Source organism: Curtobacterium sp. VKM Ac-2922 (assembly GCF_022815645.1).
Taxonomy (GTDB): Bacteria; Actinomycetota; Actinomycetes; order Actinomycetales; family Microbacteriaceae; genus Curtobacterium.
Genome location: NZ_JALGRO010000003.1, coordinates 288,722 through 304,292 on the forward strand (window position 1 = coordinate 288,722; position 15,571 = coordinate 304,292).

Here is a 15,571-nt window from a genome sequence, read left to right on the forward strand (position 1 = left end):
GGTACTGCCGGACCAGCGCGTTCTTCGGCTTGGTCAAGATCTCCATGAGCGCGGACTGGTCGAATCCCGCCACGGGCCTCCTGTCGGTCCGGTGGTCGCCGGGAGCAGTGTCCGGACTCGGCTCACTCCTGCCAGTCGATGGCCGCGCGACTCTTGACGAGCCCGCGGATCTCGGCCGCCGCGGCCTGGTGCTCCGGGTGCACCTGGTACGCGTCGAGGCCGGCCAGGTCGTCGAACGTCGCCACGACGGCGACGTCGTGGTTCTTGTCCGGGTAGGCGACGTTGTCGACGACCTGCAGCGTGCGGATCGACGGCACGACACCGACGAGTCCGGTCAGGAGCGACCGGATCTGCGCGATGGTGTCTGCACGGTCGAGTTCGGGGCGGAGCCCCCAGGAGACGACGTGGTGGATCATGCGGGGGCCTCGGCCTTCTCGATCGCACGCGCCAGCCGGTCGGCGTCGACGTGCCAATTGCTGTGGACCCGGCCGTCGACCAGCACCACGGGGATGTCCTCGGCGTACTCCAGCCGGAGCGCGTCGTCATCGAGGATCGAGCGCTCGGTCAGGGTCGCGCCGGGGTGCGCCGCGACGACGCGCTCGACGACCGGTCGGGCATCGTCGCAGAGATGGCATCCGGGCTTGGTCAGGAGCGTCACGGCGGGCATGCCCCCAGCGTAGCGACGCAGAACGGGCCCCGGGGAACGCCGGTCGCGCCCGGGGAACGCAAAAGCCCCGGCGAACCGGGGCTTCGACGACGGTCTTGCGACCTACTTCTTGTTGCGACGCTGGTGACGCGTCTTGCGAAGGAGCTTGCGGTGCTTCTTCTTCGCCATGCGCTTGCGACGCTTCTTGATGACAGAACCCATGTGGACCTCGCTCGGACTGATGCTGATGTACGGACACCGGGCCGATGAAGCCGCGGAAAATCAACCTGGTCGATGCTACCGGAGCCCCGCGCCGATGTCGAACGGGCTGGACGTGCGCCGGGAACCGGGCGGCTGTCAGCCCACGTCGGCGATGCCGCCGCGCAGGACCGCGGCGACCGCGGACTCCGGCACCCGGAACGACCGGCCGAAGCGGATCGCGGGGAGTTCACCGGCGTGGACCATGCGGTAGACGGTCATCTTCGAGACGCGCATCATCTCGGCGACCTCAGCGACGGTGAGGAAACGCACGTCGTCGAAACTGCCGTTCATGGTCCGCCTCCGCCAGGCTGCGCGCGGGCCGATCGATTCGTCCCGGGCGCGGATGTTTGGTGTGACCTGAGTGGTCACTGGTAACTGTAGGGGCGGGTGAGGCCCGGTGTCCAGCATCGCGTACGACGGTGAGCGACCCGTGGGCGCTCGGTGGGCGTCCGCCGTGGATCAGTCCTGGTCCGGGCGCTTCGTGAAGCGTCGGCGCGACCGGTCCACCACGCGCTCCCACCCCTGCTGCGCCCCCGAGAACGCGGCCGTGGCGCGGTACGACGCCTCGGCCATGACGCGCCCGAGTTCGGTGCCGACCTCGACGGTCGCCTTGCCCGCCGCACCGTTCCGACGCACGGACACGGGCTGCCCGTCCGGCGTCCACGCGGTGGTCGCCGGGGTGCCGTCGGCGTCGACGGCCCCGGTGAAGGGGACCACCCACTCCTCGATGTGCAGCAGCGGCTCCGGGTCGAGTCGGTAGAAGCGGTGCTGCCCCTCTTCGCGCGAGCTGACGAGCCCGTTCTCGCGCAGCACCCGCAGGTGCTTGGACACGGTGGGCTGGCTGACCCCGAGCTTCTCGACGAGCTGGCCGACACTGAGCTCGCCGCCCGTGACGTCCGACCCGTAGGCACCGAGCAGGGCACCGAGCAGCTCGCGGCGCGTCGGGTCCGCGACCACGGTGAAGATGTCGGCCATGGGCCCAGGCTAACCGGCGTGCCCCGCGATGTACCATGCGAGGCGTCCCGCCCATGTCCCCGGAGGCATACGATGCTCGACCGCACGGCGCCATCGACCCGCGGGGTCGGAGGGACGCGTCGCCGACCCTCTCGCTTCGGCACCGCGCTGCGCTCGTCCCCGTCGCGGCTGGCGATCCTGGTGTTCGTCGGGCTGATCTTCGTCTTCACGAGCCTGTTCATGACGCCCCTCGCCGCCGCGGACGGCTCGTCGACGCACTTCGCCGACGCACTGTTCACCGCCGCGTCGGTGGTCTGCGTCACCGGACTGTCGACCGTCGACATGGCGACGCACTGGTCGGTGTTCGGCAAGACCCTGGTGGTGATCGGCACGCAGATCGGCGCTGTGGGCGTGCTGACCTTCGCGTCGATCCTGGGCCTGTTCGTCACGCGCAAGCTCGGCCTGCGCGCCAAGCTCATGGCTGCGGGCGACTCGAACCCCCTCCGCACCCACCACGGCGCCGTCCCCGAGGGGCAGGCCGTGCGGCTCGGTGAGGTCGGCACCCTGCTGGCGACGGTCGCGGTGAGCACCCTGTCGATCGAGATCGTCCTGGGACTGCTCCTGCTGCCCTCGGTGCTGATCGCGGGGATGCCGTTCTGGACCGCCGTCGGCGACTCGTTCTACTACGCCGCGATGGCCTTCACGAACACGGGCTTCGCGCCGAACGCCACCGGGCTCGAGCCGTTCGCGCACGACTACTGGTTCCTGACGCTCCTGATGATCGGCGTGGTGGCGGGGTCGATCGGCTTCCCGGTGATCCGCGCCCTGACGAAACAGCTCCGCACCCCCCGGAAGTGGCCGATCCACGTCAAGCTCACCCTGACCACCAGCGCCGTGCTGCTGGTGGGCGGCGCCGCGGCGTACATCGCACTCGAGGCGTCGAACCCGACGACGTTCGGCAGCGAGGGCGCGGGACGGACGGCGTTCCAGGCGCTCTTCCTGTCGACGATGACGCGCTCGGGCGGGTTCTCGCTCGTCGACTTCGACCAGCTCAACGGCTCGAGTCTGCTGATCACCGACATGCTCATGTTCATCGGCGGCGGGTCGGCCTCGACCGCCGGCGGCATCAAGGTCACGACTCTGGCGGTGCTGTTCCTGGCCGCGGTCGCCGAGGCCCGAGGACGCCGCAGCATGGAGGCCTTCGGTCGCCGGATCCCGAGCGACGTGCTCCGGGTCGCGGTCGCCGTCGTGCTCTGGGGCGCCACGATCGTCGCTGTGTCCACCACCGTGCTGCTGCAGATCACCCGCGAGCCGCTCGACCGCGTGCTGTTCGAGGTGATCTCCGCGTTCGCGACCTGCGGGTTGTCGTCCGGCGTCTCCGGCGACCTGCCCGAGTCCGGCAAGTACGTGCTGGCGGCCACGATGTTCCTGGGCCGGGTCGGTACAGTGACCATCGCCGCCGCCCTGGCCGCCAGTCAGAGCCGGCAGCTGTTCCGCCGTCCCGAAGAGAGGCCGATCGTTGGCTGACCGATCCCGTCCCGACCACCCCCTCGGTGCCGTCAGCCACGACGCGCCGGTGCTCGTCATCGGCCTGGGCCGGTTCGGCGCCGCCACCGCCGGACAGCTCGAGCGGCAGGACCGCGAGGTCCTGGTCGTCGACACCGACCCGGGCCTGGTGCAGAAGTGGTCGGACCGGGTCACCCACGCGGTGCAGGCCGACGCGACCGACATCGACGCGTTGCGGCAGATCGGCGCGCAGGACTTCCCGATCGCCGTGGTCGGCACGGGCAGTGACCTGGAGTCCAGCGTGCTCATCACCGCGAACCTGGTCGACCTCGGCATCCCGCAGATCTGGGCGAAGGCGATCAGTCGGTCGCACGGCACGATCCTGGCCCGCATCGGCGCGAACCACGTGGTGTACCCGGAGCGCGAGGCCGGCGAGCGCACGGCACACCTGGTGTCCGGTCGGATGCTCGACTTCATCGAGTTCGACGACGACTTCGCCGTGGTCAAGATGTTCCCGCCGCGCGCGGTCCGCGGCAAGGACCTCGGCACCACCGCCATCCGCACGCGCTTCGGTCTGACGGTGCTCGGCATCAAGCCCCCGGGTGAGGCCTTCGTGCCGGCCACACCGGACAGCGTGATCGGTGAGCACGACGTCATCATCGTGTCCGGATCGACGACCGCGCTGGAGCGCTTCGCCGCCCTGGAGTAGACCACTGATCGGACGGGAGGCCCGGTGCCAGCTGGCACCGAGCCTCCCGTCGTTCCGGTGGTTGCGTCTAGAGCTTCGACAGCTCGTCCGCGCGCGCGATCGCCGCATCCGCGGCGCGGCGGAGCGTGTCCGCCAGGTCCGCTTCCTGCAGGACGGCGACGGCACGCTCGGTCGTGCCCTTCGGGCTGGTCACGGCGCGGCGCAGGGCTGCGGGCTCCTTGCCGGACCGCTCGAGCAGCTCGACGGCACCACGCACGGTGCCCTGCACCATCGTCTCGGCCTGTTCGGCGGTGAAGCCGAGCGACTCGGCGGCGCGCTGCCACTCCTCGATGAGCAGGAAGACGTACGCCGGGCCGGAACCGGACACCGCGGACAGCGCGTCGAGACGGTCCTCGGGGACCTCGATGACCGAGCCGGACACGTCGAACAACCGTGACGCCAGGGCGACGGCCTCGGCGTCGGCCGACGCGCCGCCGCTGACCCCCGTGACCCCGTGCCCGACCCCGATCGGGGTGTTCGGCAGTGCACGGACGACGCGGACACCCTGGGGGACGCGAGCCTGCATGGTCGCCGTCGTCACCCCGACCGCGACGCTGACGACGACGGTGCCGGGTGCCAGGTCGTCCGCGATCTGGTCGAGCAGGTCAGCGAGGACGAACGGCTTCACGCCGAGCACCACGAGCGCGGCGCCGCGGACGGCCCGGCGGTTGGCGTCCGGGTCCGTGTCGCTGGCGGAGGCGTCCAGGCCGCGCGCACGGTGGGCGGCGGCGGACGACTCGGACTTCGTCGTCAGCACCACGGTCTCGGGCGCCAGACCGGCGGCGAGCAGGCCGTCGAGGACCGCGCCGGACATGGAGCCGACGCCGAGCAGAGCGGTACGGGGCAGTTCGATCGTCATGGCCCGACCCTACCGAGCGACCTGCCCGTAGGATCGTGCAGCAGGTCAGCGAGAACAGGGGTCACAGTGAGCGCTTCCGGAGGCAACCGGGCCATCTTCGCCGCACTCGGCGCGAACGTCGGCATCGCGATCGTCAAGTTCATCGCGGCGGCGATCAGCGGGTCCGCGTCGATGCTCGCCGAGGGTGTGCACTCGCTCGCCGACTCCGCGAACCAGCTCCTGCTGCTGCTGGGCGGACGACGCGCCCGGCGCGCGGCGGACGAGGAACACCCGTTCGGCTACGGCCGCGAACGCTACGTGTACGCCTTCGTCGTGTCGATCGTGCTGTTCTCGGTCGGCGGTGTGTTCTCGCTCTACGAGGGCATCGAGAAGTTCGCGCATCCGCACGCGCTCGAGAACTGGTGGCTGCCGATGGTGGTCCTGGTGATCGCGATCGGGCTCGAGGGCTTCTCGCTCCGCACCGCCCTGAACGAGGCTCGCCCGCACAAGGGCTCGATGTCATGGGTGCAGTACGTGCGTCGGGCGAAGGCCCCGGAGCTGCCCGTCGTGATGCTCGAGGACACCGCCGCCCTGCTCGGCCTGGTGTTCGCGTTCTTCGGCGTCGGCCTGACCGCGCTCACCGGCAACGGGGTGTTCGACGCCATCGGCACGGTGCTGATCGCCGTGCTGCTCATCGCCGTGGCCCTGGTGCTCGGGATCGAGACGAAGAGCCTGCTGGTCGGCGAGGGTGCGACCGCGGCGGACGTCGCGAAGATCAAGGCGGCGCTGCTGGACGGGCCCGAGATCGAGTCGATCATCCACATCAAGACGCTCTACCTGGGCCCGGACGAGCTGATGGTCGGCGTGAAGGTCGCGGTCGACGGCGACCGGCGTCTCGGTGACGTCGCCGCTGGCATCGACACCGTCGAACAGCGGGTGCGGGCAGCCGTGCCGATCGCCCGGGTGATCTACGTCGAGCCCGACGTGCTCCGGACGGGGCCGCGGCCGCCGACCGAGGCGATCGTGATCCGCGCGGCGGACTAGCGCTTCTGACGGAAGAACTCCTCGAGCAGGGCCGCGCACTCCGGCTCGAGCACGCCGGCGACCACCTCGGACCGGTGCGGCAGCCGGCGGTCCCTGGCGATGTCGTAGACGCTGCCCGCCGCGCCGGCCTTGGGGTCCCACGCGCCGAACACCACGCGCGGCACCCGCGCCGCCAGGATCGCCCCCGCGCACATCGGGCAGGGCTCGAGCGTGACGACCAGGGTGTGCCGGTCGAGGTGCCAGTCCCCCGTGACGGCGGCCGCTGCCCGGAGGGCCAGGACCTCGGCGTGCGCGGTCGGGTCTTGCGTGGCCTCGCGCTCGTTCCGACCGGTGGCGAGGACCACACCGTGTTCGTCGAGCACGACCGCGCCGACCGGCACGTCACCGGTCGCCAGGCATGCCCGGGCCTCGGCGAGCGCCGTCGTCATCGCCCCCACCCAGGGACGGCCCGCGGGGTCCGTGGTGGACGGGACTGGCTGCACGGGTCCTCCGGCCGTCTCGGGTGCGCGGGCGGATCGGTCCTCCGCCTGCGGCACGGTACGCTCGACCCTATGCGAGTCCACGTCGCCGACCACCCGCTCATCACCCACAAGCTCTCGGTGCTCCGCGACCGGACCACTCCCTCGCCCACGTTCCGTGCGCTGACCGAGGAACTCGTCACGCTGCTGGCCTACGAAGCCACGCGCAACGTGCGGGTCACGGCCACGCCGATCTCCACGCCGGTCGCGCAGACCATGGGTGTCGCGATCGCCAAGCCGCGTCCGCTGGTCGTCCCCATCCTGCGCGCCGGCCTCGGCATGCTCGAGGGCATGGTCAAGCTCGTCCCGACGGCCGAGGTCGGGTTCCTGGGCATGGCGCGCAACGAGGAGACCCTCGAGCCGCAGACCTACGCCGAGCGCCTGCCGGACGACCTGTCGGGCCGGCAGTGCTTCGTGCTCGACCCGATGCTGGCGACGGGTGGCACGCTCGCGGCGGCCATCGACTTCCTGTTCGACCGCGGCGCCGAGGACGTCACCTGCGTGTGCATCCTCGGGGCACCCGAGGGCCTCAAGGCCGTCGAGCAGGCCGTGGGCGACCGCGACGTGACGATCGTCCTCGGTGCCCTCGACGAGCGCCTCGACGAGAACGGCTACATCGTGCCCGGCCTGGGCGACGCCGGCGACCGGCTGTACGGACTGGCCGAGTAGCGACCGACCCCGCCGACCGTCCGGGCGGACGGTTGACAGCGGCTTGGTATACCGCTGATACTCATCGACATGACTGCAACCGTGTCCCGCGTCCTCTCCGAGGCGTCCCCCTCCACAGGGGCAGTGGGGACCGTCGGCATGATGATGTCGGCGGCGGCCGTCATGCGTTGTCGAATGTGTGCCTGACCGGTACCCGTTCCAGCTGGATCCCCCGCGACACCATCCCCGTCGCGGGCGCGTGATCCCCGGGTGACGACCACCGACGACGCACACGTGCGCCACGCGGTCGCCCCGCTCCACCGGGTCTGCTCCGGTCCGACGACGGACCGAGGGCGCGTCGCCAGCCCTGCTCCACGCAGGACGTCAGTGCCGCGCAGCACACCCGGGTTGACGCATTCGACACCGGCCCCACCGCTCGATCGAGCGCCGGCCACACCGCCCGGAGAACCACCATGTCGCTCACCATCGCCCAGCCCCGTCCCTCGCTCCGCTCCGCTGCCCCCGCCCCGATCGACCTCGGCACCGTCACGCCGATCCGTCCCCGTCGTGCGCCGGTCCAGCCCGAGCACACCGAGGCCCCGACCAGCCCCGTGGTCGCACCGCAGCGCAACCGGTCCTTGCCCGAGGGCACCGAGGCCCGTGGCTTCGCGCTGTACGTCGGGCTCGACGAGGAGAAGGCGGCCGCGGCCGGCACGACGCTCGCGGCCGTGGTCGAGCAGCTGAAGGCGCTGACGGCACAGCTCGTCCCCGCGGCCGAGACCTACGCCGCCGTGGCCGTCGCCGCCGAGCACTCCGGTGGCCGCGACGTCGACGTGGTCCGCCTGGCGCTGCAGGACCGGTCCGCGGTGGCCGCGCGCAAGCAGGCCGAGAAGCCCGAGCCCGAGGAGACCGGCGTCGTCATCGACATCTCCCGCAAGCGTGTGACGCTCGACGGCGAGACCGCGCCGCTGACCTACAAGGAGTTCGAGCTCCTGCAGTTCCTGGTGCTGCGCGAGGGGCAGACGGTCGACCGGTCCGCCATCATCGACGGCCTGTGGTCGGACGACGAGGACGAGACGCCGAACGAGCGCACCATCGACGTGCACGTCCGCCGGCTCCGCTCGAAGCTCGGCGCGTTCGAGGAGATCGTCCGCACCGTCCGTGGTGTCGGGTACCGGTTCGACCGGCACGCCGACGTCGCCGTGCGGTACGCCTCGACGCCCTCGCCCGACCTGTTCTGAGCCGTCGTCGGGGTTCCAGGCCGCGCATACCGGCCTCTTGGTGAACTCGCAGCGAACGAGGCCGTCGAAGGCTGGCGCCCGTTACCGCTTCGTTATACAGTCGGAAGCGCAGTCGGGGTTTGCTGTGGCTCCGCCTGTGGAATGTGATTGCAGGACACTCTTGGTGCAAGGGAGAAGGCCGGTCGTCCACCAGGACGGCCGGCCTTCGTGCGTCCCGGGGCCTTGCTGGGCCGGAGTGTCCGAGGCCGTCGGTAGGGTGGAGGACCACCGGACCAGAGGGAGCACCACCGTGAACGACAGGTCGATCGCCGTCGCCGCCTGGGAAGCCCTCTTCCGCGCCCAGGTGAGCGTGATGCGGAACCTCAACAGCGAGTTCCCCGGCGACGAGATCTCGTTCAACGAGTACGACGTCTGCTTCAACCTCTCCACGCAGCCCGGTCGTCGCTGCCGGATGCGCGAGTTGACCGGCCACCTGCTCCTGACCCAGCCGAGCGTGAGCCGCCTGGTCGACCGGCTCACCACCCGCGGCCTGGTCGAGAAGCAACCGGACCCGACCGACGCACGCGGGGTCATCGTGGCCCTCACGCCGCACGGCTTCGACGTGTACCGGGCCGTCGCCGTGCAGCACGCCGCCAGCATCGCCGAACAGCTCGGTGCGGGTCTGACCGACACCGAGCTGCGCACCCTCACCGAGCTCTGCACGAAGCTCCGCATCGCGACGACCGAGCCGATGCCGGGCCGCCGACCCGTGCCGTCCCTGTCCGCGGCGGCCTCGGCGTGAACGGCGCCGTCGTCTGGCTCCGCGACGACCTGCGGCTCGCCGACAATCCGGCGCTCCGCGCGGGCATCGACCACGGTGGCGACCTGACCGTCGTCTACGTCCTCGACGAGCAGAGCGACGGCATCCGTCCGCTCGGCGGCGCGGCGAAGTGGTGGTTGCACCAGTCGCTGACGTCGCTCGACGCCGACCTGCGACAGCGGGACTCGCGCCTGGTGCTGCGGCGCGGGGCAGCGGCCGACGTGATCGACGCCGTCGTCGCCGACACCGGTGCCGACGGGGTCTACTGGAACCGCCGGTACGGACCGGTCGAGCGCGAGATCGACGCGGGCATCAAGGCCTCGCTCAAGGACCGCGGCATCGACGCGCACAGCTTCGCGGCCTCGCTGCTGTGGGAACCGTGGACGGTGCTCAACGGGTCGGGCGAGCCCTACAAGGTGTTCACCCCGTTCTGGCGAGCGGCGCAGGCCATGCCGGAACCGCGACACCCACTGCCCAAGCCGCGCACGCTGCCCGCCGTGCCCGACGTCGCCAGCGACGACCTGGCCGACTGGGCCCTGCTGCCGACGAAGCCCGACTGGGCCGGTGGGCTGCGTGACGCGTGGACGCCGGGCGAGCACGGGGCCGCGACACTGCTCGAGGCGTTCGTCGACTCCGCCCTGCAGGACTACGACCAGCGTGACGAGCCCGCGGTGGCCGCCACGAGCGATCTGTCTCCGCACATCCGGTGGGGCGAGATCAGTCCGTACCAGGTGTGGCACCGGCTGCACGGCACGCTCGAGCCCCACCAGCGCCAGCAGGCTCCGGCGTTCCTGCGGCAGCTCGCGTGGCGTGAGTTCAACTGGCACGAGTACTTCCACTGCGAGCAGCTCGCGACGGTCAACGTGCGGCGCGAGTTCGACGCGTTCCCGTGGCGCGACGCTCCGGACGACGAACTCCAGCGCTGGTACCACGGGCGCACCGGGTTCGACCTGGTCGACGCGGGCATGCGCGAGCTCTGGAGTTCGGGCGCGATGCACAACCGCGTCCGCCTGGCCACGGCGAGCTTCCTCGTGAAGAACATGCTGGTCGACTGGCGGATCGGCGAGCAGTGGTTCTGGGACACCCTGGTCGACGCCGATGCCGCCAACAACGCGGGCAACTGGCAGTGGGTGGCGGGCTCGGGCTTCGACGCGGCGCCCTACTTCCGCGTGTTCAACCCCGACCGCCAGCTCGAGCGCTTCGACAAGCACCGCGAGTACGTGCGGCGCTGGGTGCCGGCCGACGAAGACCGCCCCGAGCCGATGCTCGACCTGCGCCAGACCCGGCAGCGGGCCCTCGACGCCTACGACCAGATGCGGCACGCATGACCCAGGTCAGCACGACGACGATCGAGCAGGTCGACGCCCTGTTCCGCGAGCGCGTCGAGCGGGGCGTCGCGCCGAGTTCGGTGTGGGGCGTGTTCGACCAGGACGGCCTGATCGCCACGGGCGGGCACGGTGACCGCGGCGACGGCACCGCACCGGACGCCGACACGGTCTACCGCATCGCATCGTGCACGAAGAGCATCACGGCCGCGACGCTGCTGTCGCTCCAGGCCGACGGCCGGGTGTCGCTCGACGCACCGATCACCGACTTCGTGCCGGCCTTCGGCGACGTCGGGCTGCCGACCGCCGACTCCCCCGTGCCGACCCTGCGGATGCTCCTGACGATGTCCGCGGGGTTCCCGACCGACGACCCGTGGGGCGACCGGCAGGAGTCCATCACCGACGCCGAGCTCGACGCCGTCCTGCGCGACGGGCTGCTGTTCGACAGCGTGCCCGGCACCGGCTTCGCGTACTCCAACCTCGGGTACGCGCTGCTCGGTCGGGCGATCCAGGTCGTGGCGGGTCGTCCCTTCGCCGACGTCGCGTCCCAGGTCGTCCTGCGTCCGCTCGGCCTCGACGACACCGTGTTCCGTGCCGCGGACGCCCGCGGGTACGTCGTCACCGGTGTCCGCCCGCACCAGGACACGTGGGAGCCACTCCCGCTCAGCGGCCCCGGTGCCTTCTCGCCGATCGGTGGACTGTTCTCCACCGTGCGTGACCTGTCGCGATGGGCACGCCACCTGTCGTCGGCATTCGCGTCGGTCCGCGACCGGACGGGTCAGGCGGAGTCCGGCCCGGTGTCGCCGGCCGACCGCCGACACATGCAGCAGGCCATGCGGGTGATCCCCGCACCGGCGATCCCGAGTGCCCGCCGTCCGGTCGGGTACGGCTTCGGGCTGTTCGTCGAGCAGGACGACGCGGTCGGGCCGATCGTCTCGCATTCCGGCGGCTACCCCGGCTTCTCCGCACACATGCGGTGGTCGGTCCGCACGGGGATCGGTGTCGTCGCGTTCGAGAACGCCACCCAGGCCAAGGTGTCGGTCGCCACCGAGACGGCCCACGATGTGCTGCTCGGGCTCGGCCGTCCCGCCGCGCACCCGGCACCCGCCCGACCGGTCGCCGCAGGGCCCGTCACGGTCCTGCCGGAGACCCGAGCGGCACAGTCCGCGGTGTCCCGCCTGCTGGTCGCGTGGCACGACGCGCCGGACCAGACCGACCCGGACGACTCGGCGGCCGCGCGCTGCTGCACGCCGAACGTGCCGATGGACGTCCCGTGGGACCGCCGCCGTGCTGCCGCAGCCCGCGCCGTCGCCACGGTCGGCGCCGACCTGCACGCCGCGCCGGTCGCCGAGGCCTCGTCCGCGCCGACGCACCTGCGGTGGTGGCTGCCCGGGTCGTCGGGTCGGCTGCGGGTCGAGATCCGGCTCGCGCCGCTCGCTGCCGGGCTGGTGCAGACCCTGCTCGTGACGGCGGAACCGACCGAGCGCGACGCCTGACCCCGCCGCACAGCACACGCCGAACATCGCAGCGCCCGCAGCGCCCGCAGCGCCCGCAGCGCCCGGCGCGCAGAACAGCACCCTGCAGCGCCCGACCCGCCGGTCCGTGTCAGACCGGCGGACGACCGCCCACGAACCCGAGCGCCCGTGCCGCGACCCGGCCCCCCTCGCGTGCAGCAGACCCGACCCGCACCTGGTCGGTCGCCCACGCGCGGATGAACCCCGCGGCGAAGGCGTCCCCCGCGCCGAGCGTGTCGACGACGGTCGCCGGGGTCGCCGCTACCTGCTGCGGCGCACGGCCCGGCCGACCGAGCAGCACACCGTCGGCACCCAGGGTGATGAGCACGAGCGGCACCGATCGGGTGAGCAGCCGGGCGGCTTCGTCCATGTCGGTCGTCCCGGTCAGCGCCGCCGCCTCGGCACGTCCGGGCAGCAGCACGTCGACACCCTGCAGGGCGTCGAGCAGCGCGTCGGGACCGACGGACCGGACGACGGCCACGGAGGACGGGTCGAGCGACACGCGCGCGGCGCCGGCCCGGGCGCGGTCGACGAGCGCCGCGATCCGGTCGACTCCCCCGGCGCCGAGCATCGCGGCACCGGTCAGGTGCACGATGTCCGCTCGCCGGGCCAGGTCGAGTGGGACGTCCTCGGCACCGAGCGCCGCGCTCGCACCGCCGTCGGACATCGAGGTCCGCCCGAAGTCGCTGCGCACCGAGACGACGGCTCCGGTCGTGGTCCGCGCGTCGTAGGAGATGTGGGGTCGCACCCCGGCGTCCTCGAGCGACCGTTCGTGGCGGTAGACGTCGTCCACGCCGACGCGCGCCACCAGGTCGACCTCGGCGCCGAGCCACCCGAGCCAGGTCGCCGTGTTCCCGGCGGCACCGGCCGGACGGTGCCGGATCACCGCGGCCGGGTCGTGGTCGCCGGTGGCCTGGGCCCGGGTGTGGACGATCACGCCGTCCAGGACGTCACCGACGACCAGGAAACGCTTCCCGGCCCCGCGGCGCCGACCCCCGACCGCCCGCCCGCCGGAGGGGTCTCCGGGGCGGGACGGGGGCACAGGGCGCTCGGGAGGCAGGGTCATCAGGTCGATCGTACTTGAAAACGAGCAATACTCCGGTTTCTGGGAACAGCCCTGGATGCTCCCTCAGGTGGAGACGCGCCCGGCGCACGGCCGGTACTCACACTTCAGCGGTAACATACCGTTGGTCGCACTCCAGCGACTGCGCTGCGACCGCTGCGCCGCACGCGATCGCCGCACGCCCGCCCCGCCGGAGAGACCATGCCCCGCAAGCCCGACCCGACCCTCAAGCCCGCGATCATCGAGAAGGTCACGCAACACCTCCGCGAGACCCGGATCGAGGACGTTTCCGTCCGCAGTCTGGGGCGGGTCCTCGGCACGAGCGCGTACCCCATCGTGTACCACTTCGGCACGCGCGACGCCTTGATCGACGCCGTGGTCGAGCACCTGGCCGACACCGCGGACGTCTGCCCACTCGACCCCACGACCGACCGGGACGGCCTGCGCGCGTGGTTCACGACGCGGTTCGGTGGCCTCGACGACCCCGACCGTGCCCTCGCCGCGCGGCTGACGTTCGAACTCGGATCGGTCGAGGCACTCGCACCAGGCGACCGCGAACACCGCAGCCACCGTGCACTGGTCGACGCCGTGGCTGCCTGGTGCGTCGAGCACGGGCGCTGCGCGGCCGATGCCGACCGGGCGGCGCAGGCCGCGGTGCTCGCGGCCCGGGGCACGCAGTGGGGTCGGATCGTCGACCGCGAGCACGTCGACGTCCACGCCGCACTGTGTGCGATCGCCGACGCCCTGTCCGCCGACACCCGGGTCCTGACCGGCTGACCCGGCCGCCACACGCGGCCGACACCCGGGTCCTGACCGGCTGACCCGGCTGCCGCCCTGTCTACCCGACACCCGGGTCCGGACCGGCTGACCCGGCCGCCGCACGCGGCCGACACCCGGGTCCTGACCGGCTGACCCGGCCGCCGCACGACCGTACCGGCGAACGACGGGAGGCCCGGTGCCAGCTGGCACCGGGCCTCCCGTCGTTCAGGTGGTCACGCTCAGAGCGTGACGAACTGCTGCGACTTCGCGTTCGCGAAGCGCGCGGCGACGTTCTCCCAGTCGACGATGTTCCAGACGGCCTTGACGTAGTCCGCCTTGACGTTGAGGTAGTCGAGGTAGAACGCGTGCTCCCACATGTCGAGCATGAAGACCGGCACGAGACCGAACGGCACGTTGGCCTGCTGGTCGAACAGCTGGAACGTGGTGAGCTTCTGGCCCACGGTGTCCCAGGCCAGGACGGACCAGCCGGAGCCCTGGATGCCCGTGGCGACGGCGGTGAACTGGGCCTGGAACTTCTCGAAGGAGCCGAAGAACTCGTCGATCGCCGCGGCGAGCTCGCCCTCGGGCACCTTGGTGTCCGGGCCGAGGTTGGTCCAGAAGATCGAGTGGTTGACGTGGCCACCGAGGTTGAACGCCAGGTCCTTCTCGAGCTTGTTCACGTTGGCCAGGTTGCCGGACTCGCGGGCCTCGGCGAGCTGCTCGAGCGCGGTGTTCGCACCCGTCACGTAGGTCTGGTGGTGCTTGTCGTGGTGCAGCTGCATGATCTTGCCGCTGATGTGCGGCTCGAGTGCGGCGTAGTCGTACGGCAGCTCCGGCAGGGTGTACTCAGCCATGGAGGTTCCTTTCGATCAGTGGTTGGCGGATGGTGCTCCGCAGCTCACGAGAGCCGGGAACGATCGGTGAGGGAGTGGAATTCCCGGTTGTGGTAGACGAGCGGCTCGCCCCGTTCGGATCCGAGCACGATGTCCAGGACCTCGGCGACGACGACGGTCGAGCTGCCGATCGGGGTCGTCGACAGCGGTCGGCAGCGCAGCGCGGACGCGGCAGCGGGCAGGTACCGGTCGCCGGACGGCAGTGTTCCCCACACCGGGTCGTCGGCCGCCGGGCTGCCCGTGCTGGCGAACCGCTTGGCCAGTGCGACGCCGTGGGCGTCCATGAGGTGCACGACGAACAGCGGGGCGCCGAGGATCGTGCCGGCGGAACCCGAGTTGGTGGACAGCGAGAACACCAGGACGGGCGGGTCGATCGCGACGCTGGCGACGCTCGACGCCGTCAGTCCGGTCGGGCCGTCGGGTCCCTCGGCGGTGATGACCGCGACGCCGGCGGGGTGGCCGCGGAACGCCGCCTTGTAGGCGTCGGCGATGGTCGACGGGACGGCGGTCGACGGCGCTGCGTCCGACGGTGCTGCTTCGGGCATGGGAGTCGTGGTTCGTTCCTCGTCGTGGTGGGTGGTCGCGGTCGTCGCGGCCATGTCCCAACGTAGGACCTCAACCAAGGTCGAGGTCAACGATTCACAGGTTCGGTTCACTCCGGGTACAGCCTCGGGCGCGCCGCAGGGGCGTACCGAGCACGGTGCGCGGTTCGCAGACCGAGCACGGTGCGCGGTTCGCCGCCGGTGCGAGGTTGACGGCACCGTGCCCGGGAACAACCTCGCACCACGCTCCGAACCCCGCACCAGCGATCAAC

Annotated in this window: 19 protein-coding genes; 9 read left to right on the forward strand and 10 right to left on the reverse strand. The window is 71.6% G+C overall.

What is annotated here, in order from left to right; genetic code table 11:
• Positions 1–122 precede the first annotated feature (122 nt).
• From MT346_RS05105 to MT346_RS05125, 5 genes are all read right to left on the reverse strand, one after another.
• Positions 123–416 (reverse strand): Dabb family protein, encoded by a 294-nt coding sequence (locus tag MT346_RS05105; protein ID WP_243561734.1) that lies wholly within the window; start codon positions 414–416, stop codon positions 123–125.
• Positions 413–667: a glutaredoxin family protein gene (locus MT346_RS05110; protein WP_243561735.1), complete on the reverse strand. Its 255-nt coding sequence runs from the start codon at positions 665–667 to the stop codon at positions 413–415. Before MT346_RS05110 ends, MT346_RS05105 begins: the two co-directional genes overlap by 4 nt.
• 102 nt (positions 668–769) lie before the next feature.
• Entirely contained in the window at positions 770–868 is a 99-nt protein-coding gene (locus MT346_RS05115) for a 30S ribosomal protein bS22 (protein WP_003792170.1), read from the reverse strand.
• 135 nt (positions 869–1,003) lie between these two features.
• Positions 1,004–1,198 (reverse strand): helix-turn-helix domain-containing protein, encoded by a 195-nt coding sequence (locus MT346_RS05120; RefSeq protein WP_071300285.1) that lies wholly within the window; start codon positions 1,196–1,198, stop codon positions 1,004–1,006.
• 168 nt (positions 1,199–1,366) lie between these two features.
• Positions 1,367–1,882, reverse strand: coding sequence for a helix-turn-helix transcriptional regulator (locus MT346_RS05125; protein ID WP_243561736.1), 516 nt, complete (start codon positions 1,880–1,882; stop codon positions 1,367–1,369).
• A 72-nt stretch (positions 1,883–1,954) separates the two neighbouring features.
• Here MT346_RS05125 and MT346_RS05130 point away from each other — a divergent pair, with 72 nt between their 5' ends.
• Entirely contained in the window at positions 1,955–3,388 is a 1,434-nt protein-coding gene (locus MT346_RS05130) for a TrkH family potassium uptake protein (protein ID WP_243561737.1), read from the forward strand.
• Positions 3,381–4,076: a TrkA family potassium uptake protein gene (locus MT346_RS05135; protein ID WP_243561738.1), complete on the forward strand. Its 696-nt coding sequence runs from the start codon at positions 3,381–3,383 to the stop codon at positions 4,074–4,076. The genes MT346_RS05130 and MT346_RS05135 overlap by 8 nt, the downstream gene beginning before the upstream one ends.
• A 67-nt stretch (positions 4,077–4,143) precedes the next feature.
• On the opposite strand, the gene proC is transcribed toward MT346_RS05135, so the two are convergent.
• Positions 4,144–4,974: a pyrroline-5-carboxylate reductase gene (gene proC / locus MT346_RS05140; RefSeq protein WP_243561739.1), complete on the reverse strand. Its 831-nt coding sequence runs from the start codon at positions 4,972–4,974 to the stop codon at positions 4,144–4,146.
• Between the two features lie 66 nt (positions 4,975–5,040).
• Here proC and MT346_RS05145 point away from each other — a divergent pair, with 66 nt between their 5' ends.
• On the forward strand, positions 5,041–5,997 hold the full coding sequence (locus tag MT346_RS05145; protein ID WP_243561740.1) for a cation diffusion facilitator family transporter: 957 nt from the start codon (positions 5,041–5,043) through the stop codon (positions 5,995–5,997).
• Here MT346_RS05145 and MT346_RS05150 read toward each other — a convergent pair.
• On the reverse strand, positions 5,994–6,425 hold the full coding sequence (locus MT346_RS05150) for a nucleoside deaminase (RefSeq protein ID WP_243561741.1): 432 nt from the start codon (positions 6,423–6,425) through the stop codon (positions 5,994–5,996). The two genes, MT346_RS05145 and MT346_RS05150, sit on opposite strands and share 4 nt — an antisense overlap.
• Before the next feature lie 123 nt (positions 6,426–6,548).
• Here MT346_RS05150 and upp point away from each other — a divergent pair, with 123 nt between their 5' ends.
• The 5 genes from upp (at position 6,549) to MT346_RS05175 (ending at position 12,024) form a co-directional block, all read left to right on the forward strand.
• The gene (gene upp / locus MT346_RS05155; protein ID WP_243561742.1) at positions 6,549–7,184 is read left to right on the forward strand and encodes a uracil phosphoribosyltransferase; all 636 of its coding nucleotides are present in this window, start codon (positions 6,549–6,551) and stop codon (positions 7,182–7,184) included.
• 452 nt (positions 7,185–7,636) lie between these two features.
• Positions 7,637–8,404, forward strand: coding sequence for a winged helix-turn-helix domain-containing protein (locus tag MT346_RS05160; RefSeq protein WP_243561743.1), 768 nt, complete (start codon positions 7,637–7,639; stop codon positions 8,402–8,404).
• Between the two features lie 289 nt (positions 8,405–8,693).
• Positions 8,694–9,185, forward strand: coding sequence for a MarR family winged helix-turn-helix transcriptional regulator (locus MT346_RS05165; RefSeq protein ID WP_243561744.1), 492 nt, complete (start codon positions 8,694–8,696; stop codon positions 9,183–9,185).
• Positions 9,182–10,531: a deoxyribodipyrimidine photo-lyase gene (locus tag MT346_RS05170; protein ID WP_243561745.1), complete on the forward strand. Its 1,350-nt coding sequence runs from the start codon at positions 9,182–9,184 to the stop codon at positions 10,529–10,531. Before MT346_RS05165 ends, MT346_RS05170 begins: the two co-directional genes overlap by 4 nt.
• Positions 10,528–12,024 (forward strand): serine hydrolase, encoded by a 1,497-nt coding sequence (locus MT346_RS05175; RefSeq protein WP_243561746.1) that lies wholly within the window; start codon positions 10,528–10,530, stop codon positions 12,022–12,024. Before MT346_RS05170 ends, MT346_RS05175 begins: the two co-directional genes overlap by 4 nt.
• A gap of 109 nt (positions 12,025–12,133) precedes the next feature.
• On the opposite strand, the gene MT346_RS05180 is transcribed toward MT346_RS05175, so the two are convergent.
• Positions 12,134–13,108 (reverse strand): carbohydrate kinase family protein, encoded by a 975-nt coding sequence (locus MT346_RS05180; RefSeq protein WP_243561747.1) that lies wholly within the window; start codon positions 13,106–13,108, stop codon positions 12,134–12,136.
• A gap of 198 nt (positions 13,109–13,306) precedes the next feature.
• On the opposite strand from MT346_RS05180, the gene MT346_RS05185 reads away from it, so the two are divergent.
• Positions 13,307–13,882 (forward strand): TetR/AcrR family transcriptional regulator, encoded by a 576-nt coding sequence (locus MT346_RS05185; protein ID WP_243561748.1) that lies wholly within the window; start codon positions 13,307–13,309, stop codon positions 13,880–13,882.
• Between the two features lie 221 nt (positions 13,883–14,103).
• Here MT346_RS05185 and MT346_RS05190 read toward each other — a convergent pair whose 3' ends face one another.
• Both MT346_RS05190 and MT346_RS05195 read right to left on the reverse strand, forming a co-directional pair.
• On the reverse strand, positions 14,104–14,718 hold the full coding sequence (locus MT346_RS05190) for a superoxide dismutase (RefSeq protein WP_243561749.1): 615 nt from the start codon (positions 14,716–14,718) through the stop codon (positions 14,104–14,106).
• Between the two features lie 44 nt (positions 14,719–14,762).
• A complete protein-coding gene (locus MT346_RS05195; protein WP_243561820.1) occupies positions 14,763–15,302 on the reverse strand; it encodes a flavin reductase family protein in 540 nt (179 codons plus the stop codon).
• Positions 15,303–15,571: the final 269 nt, after the last annotated feature.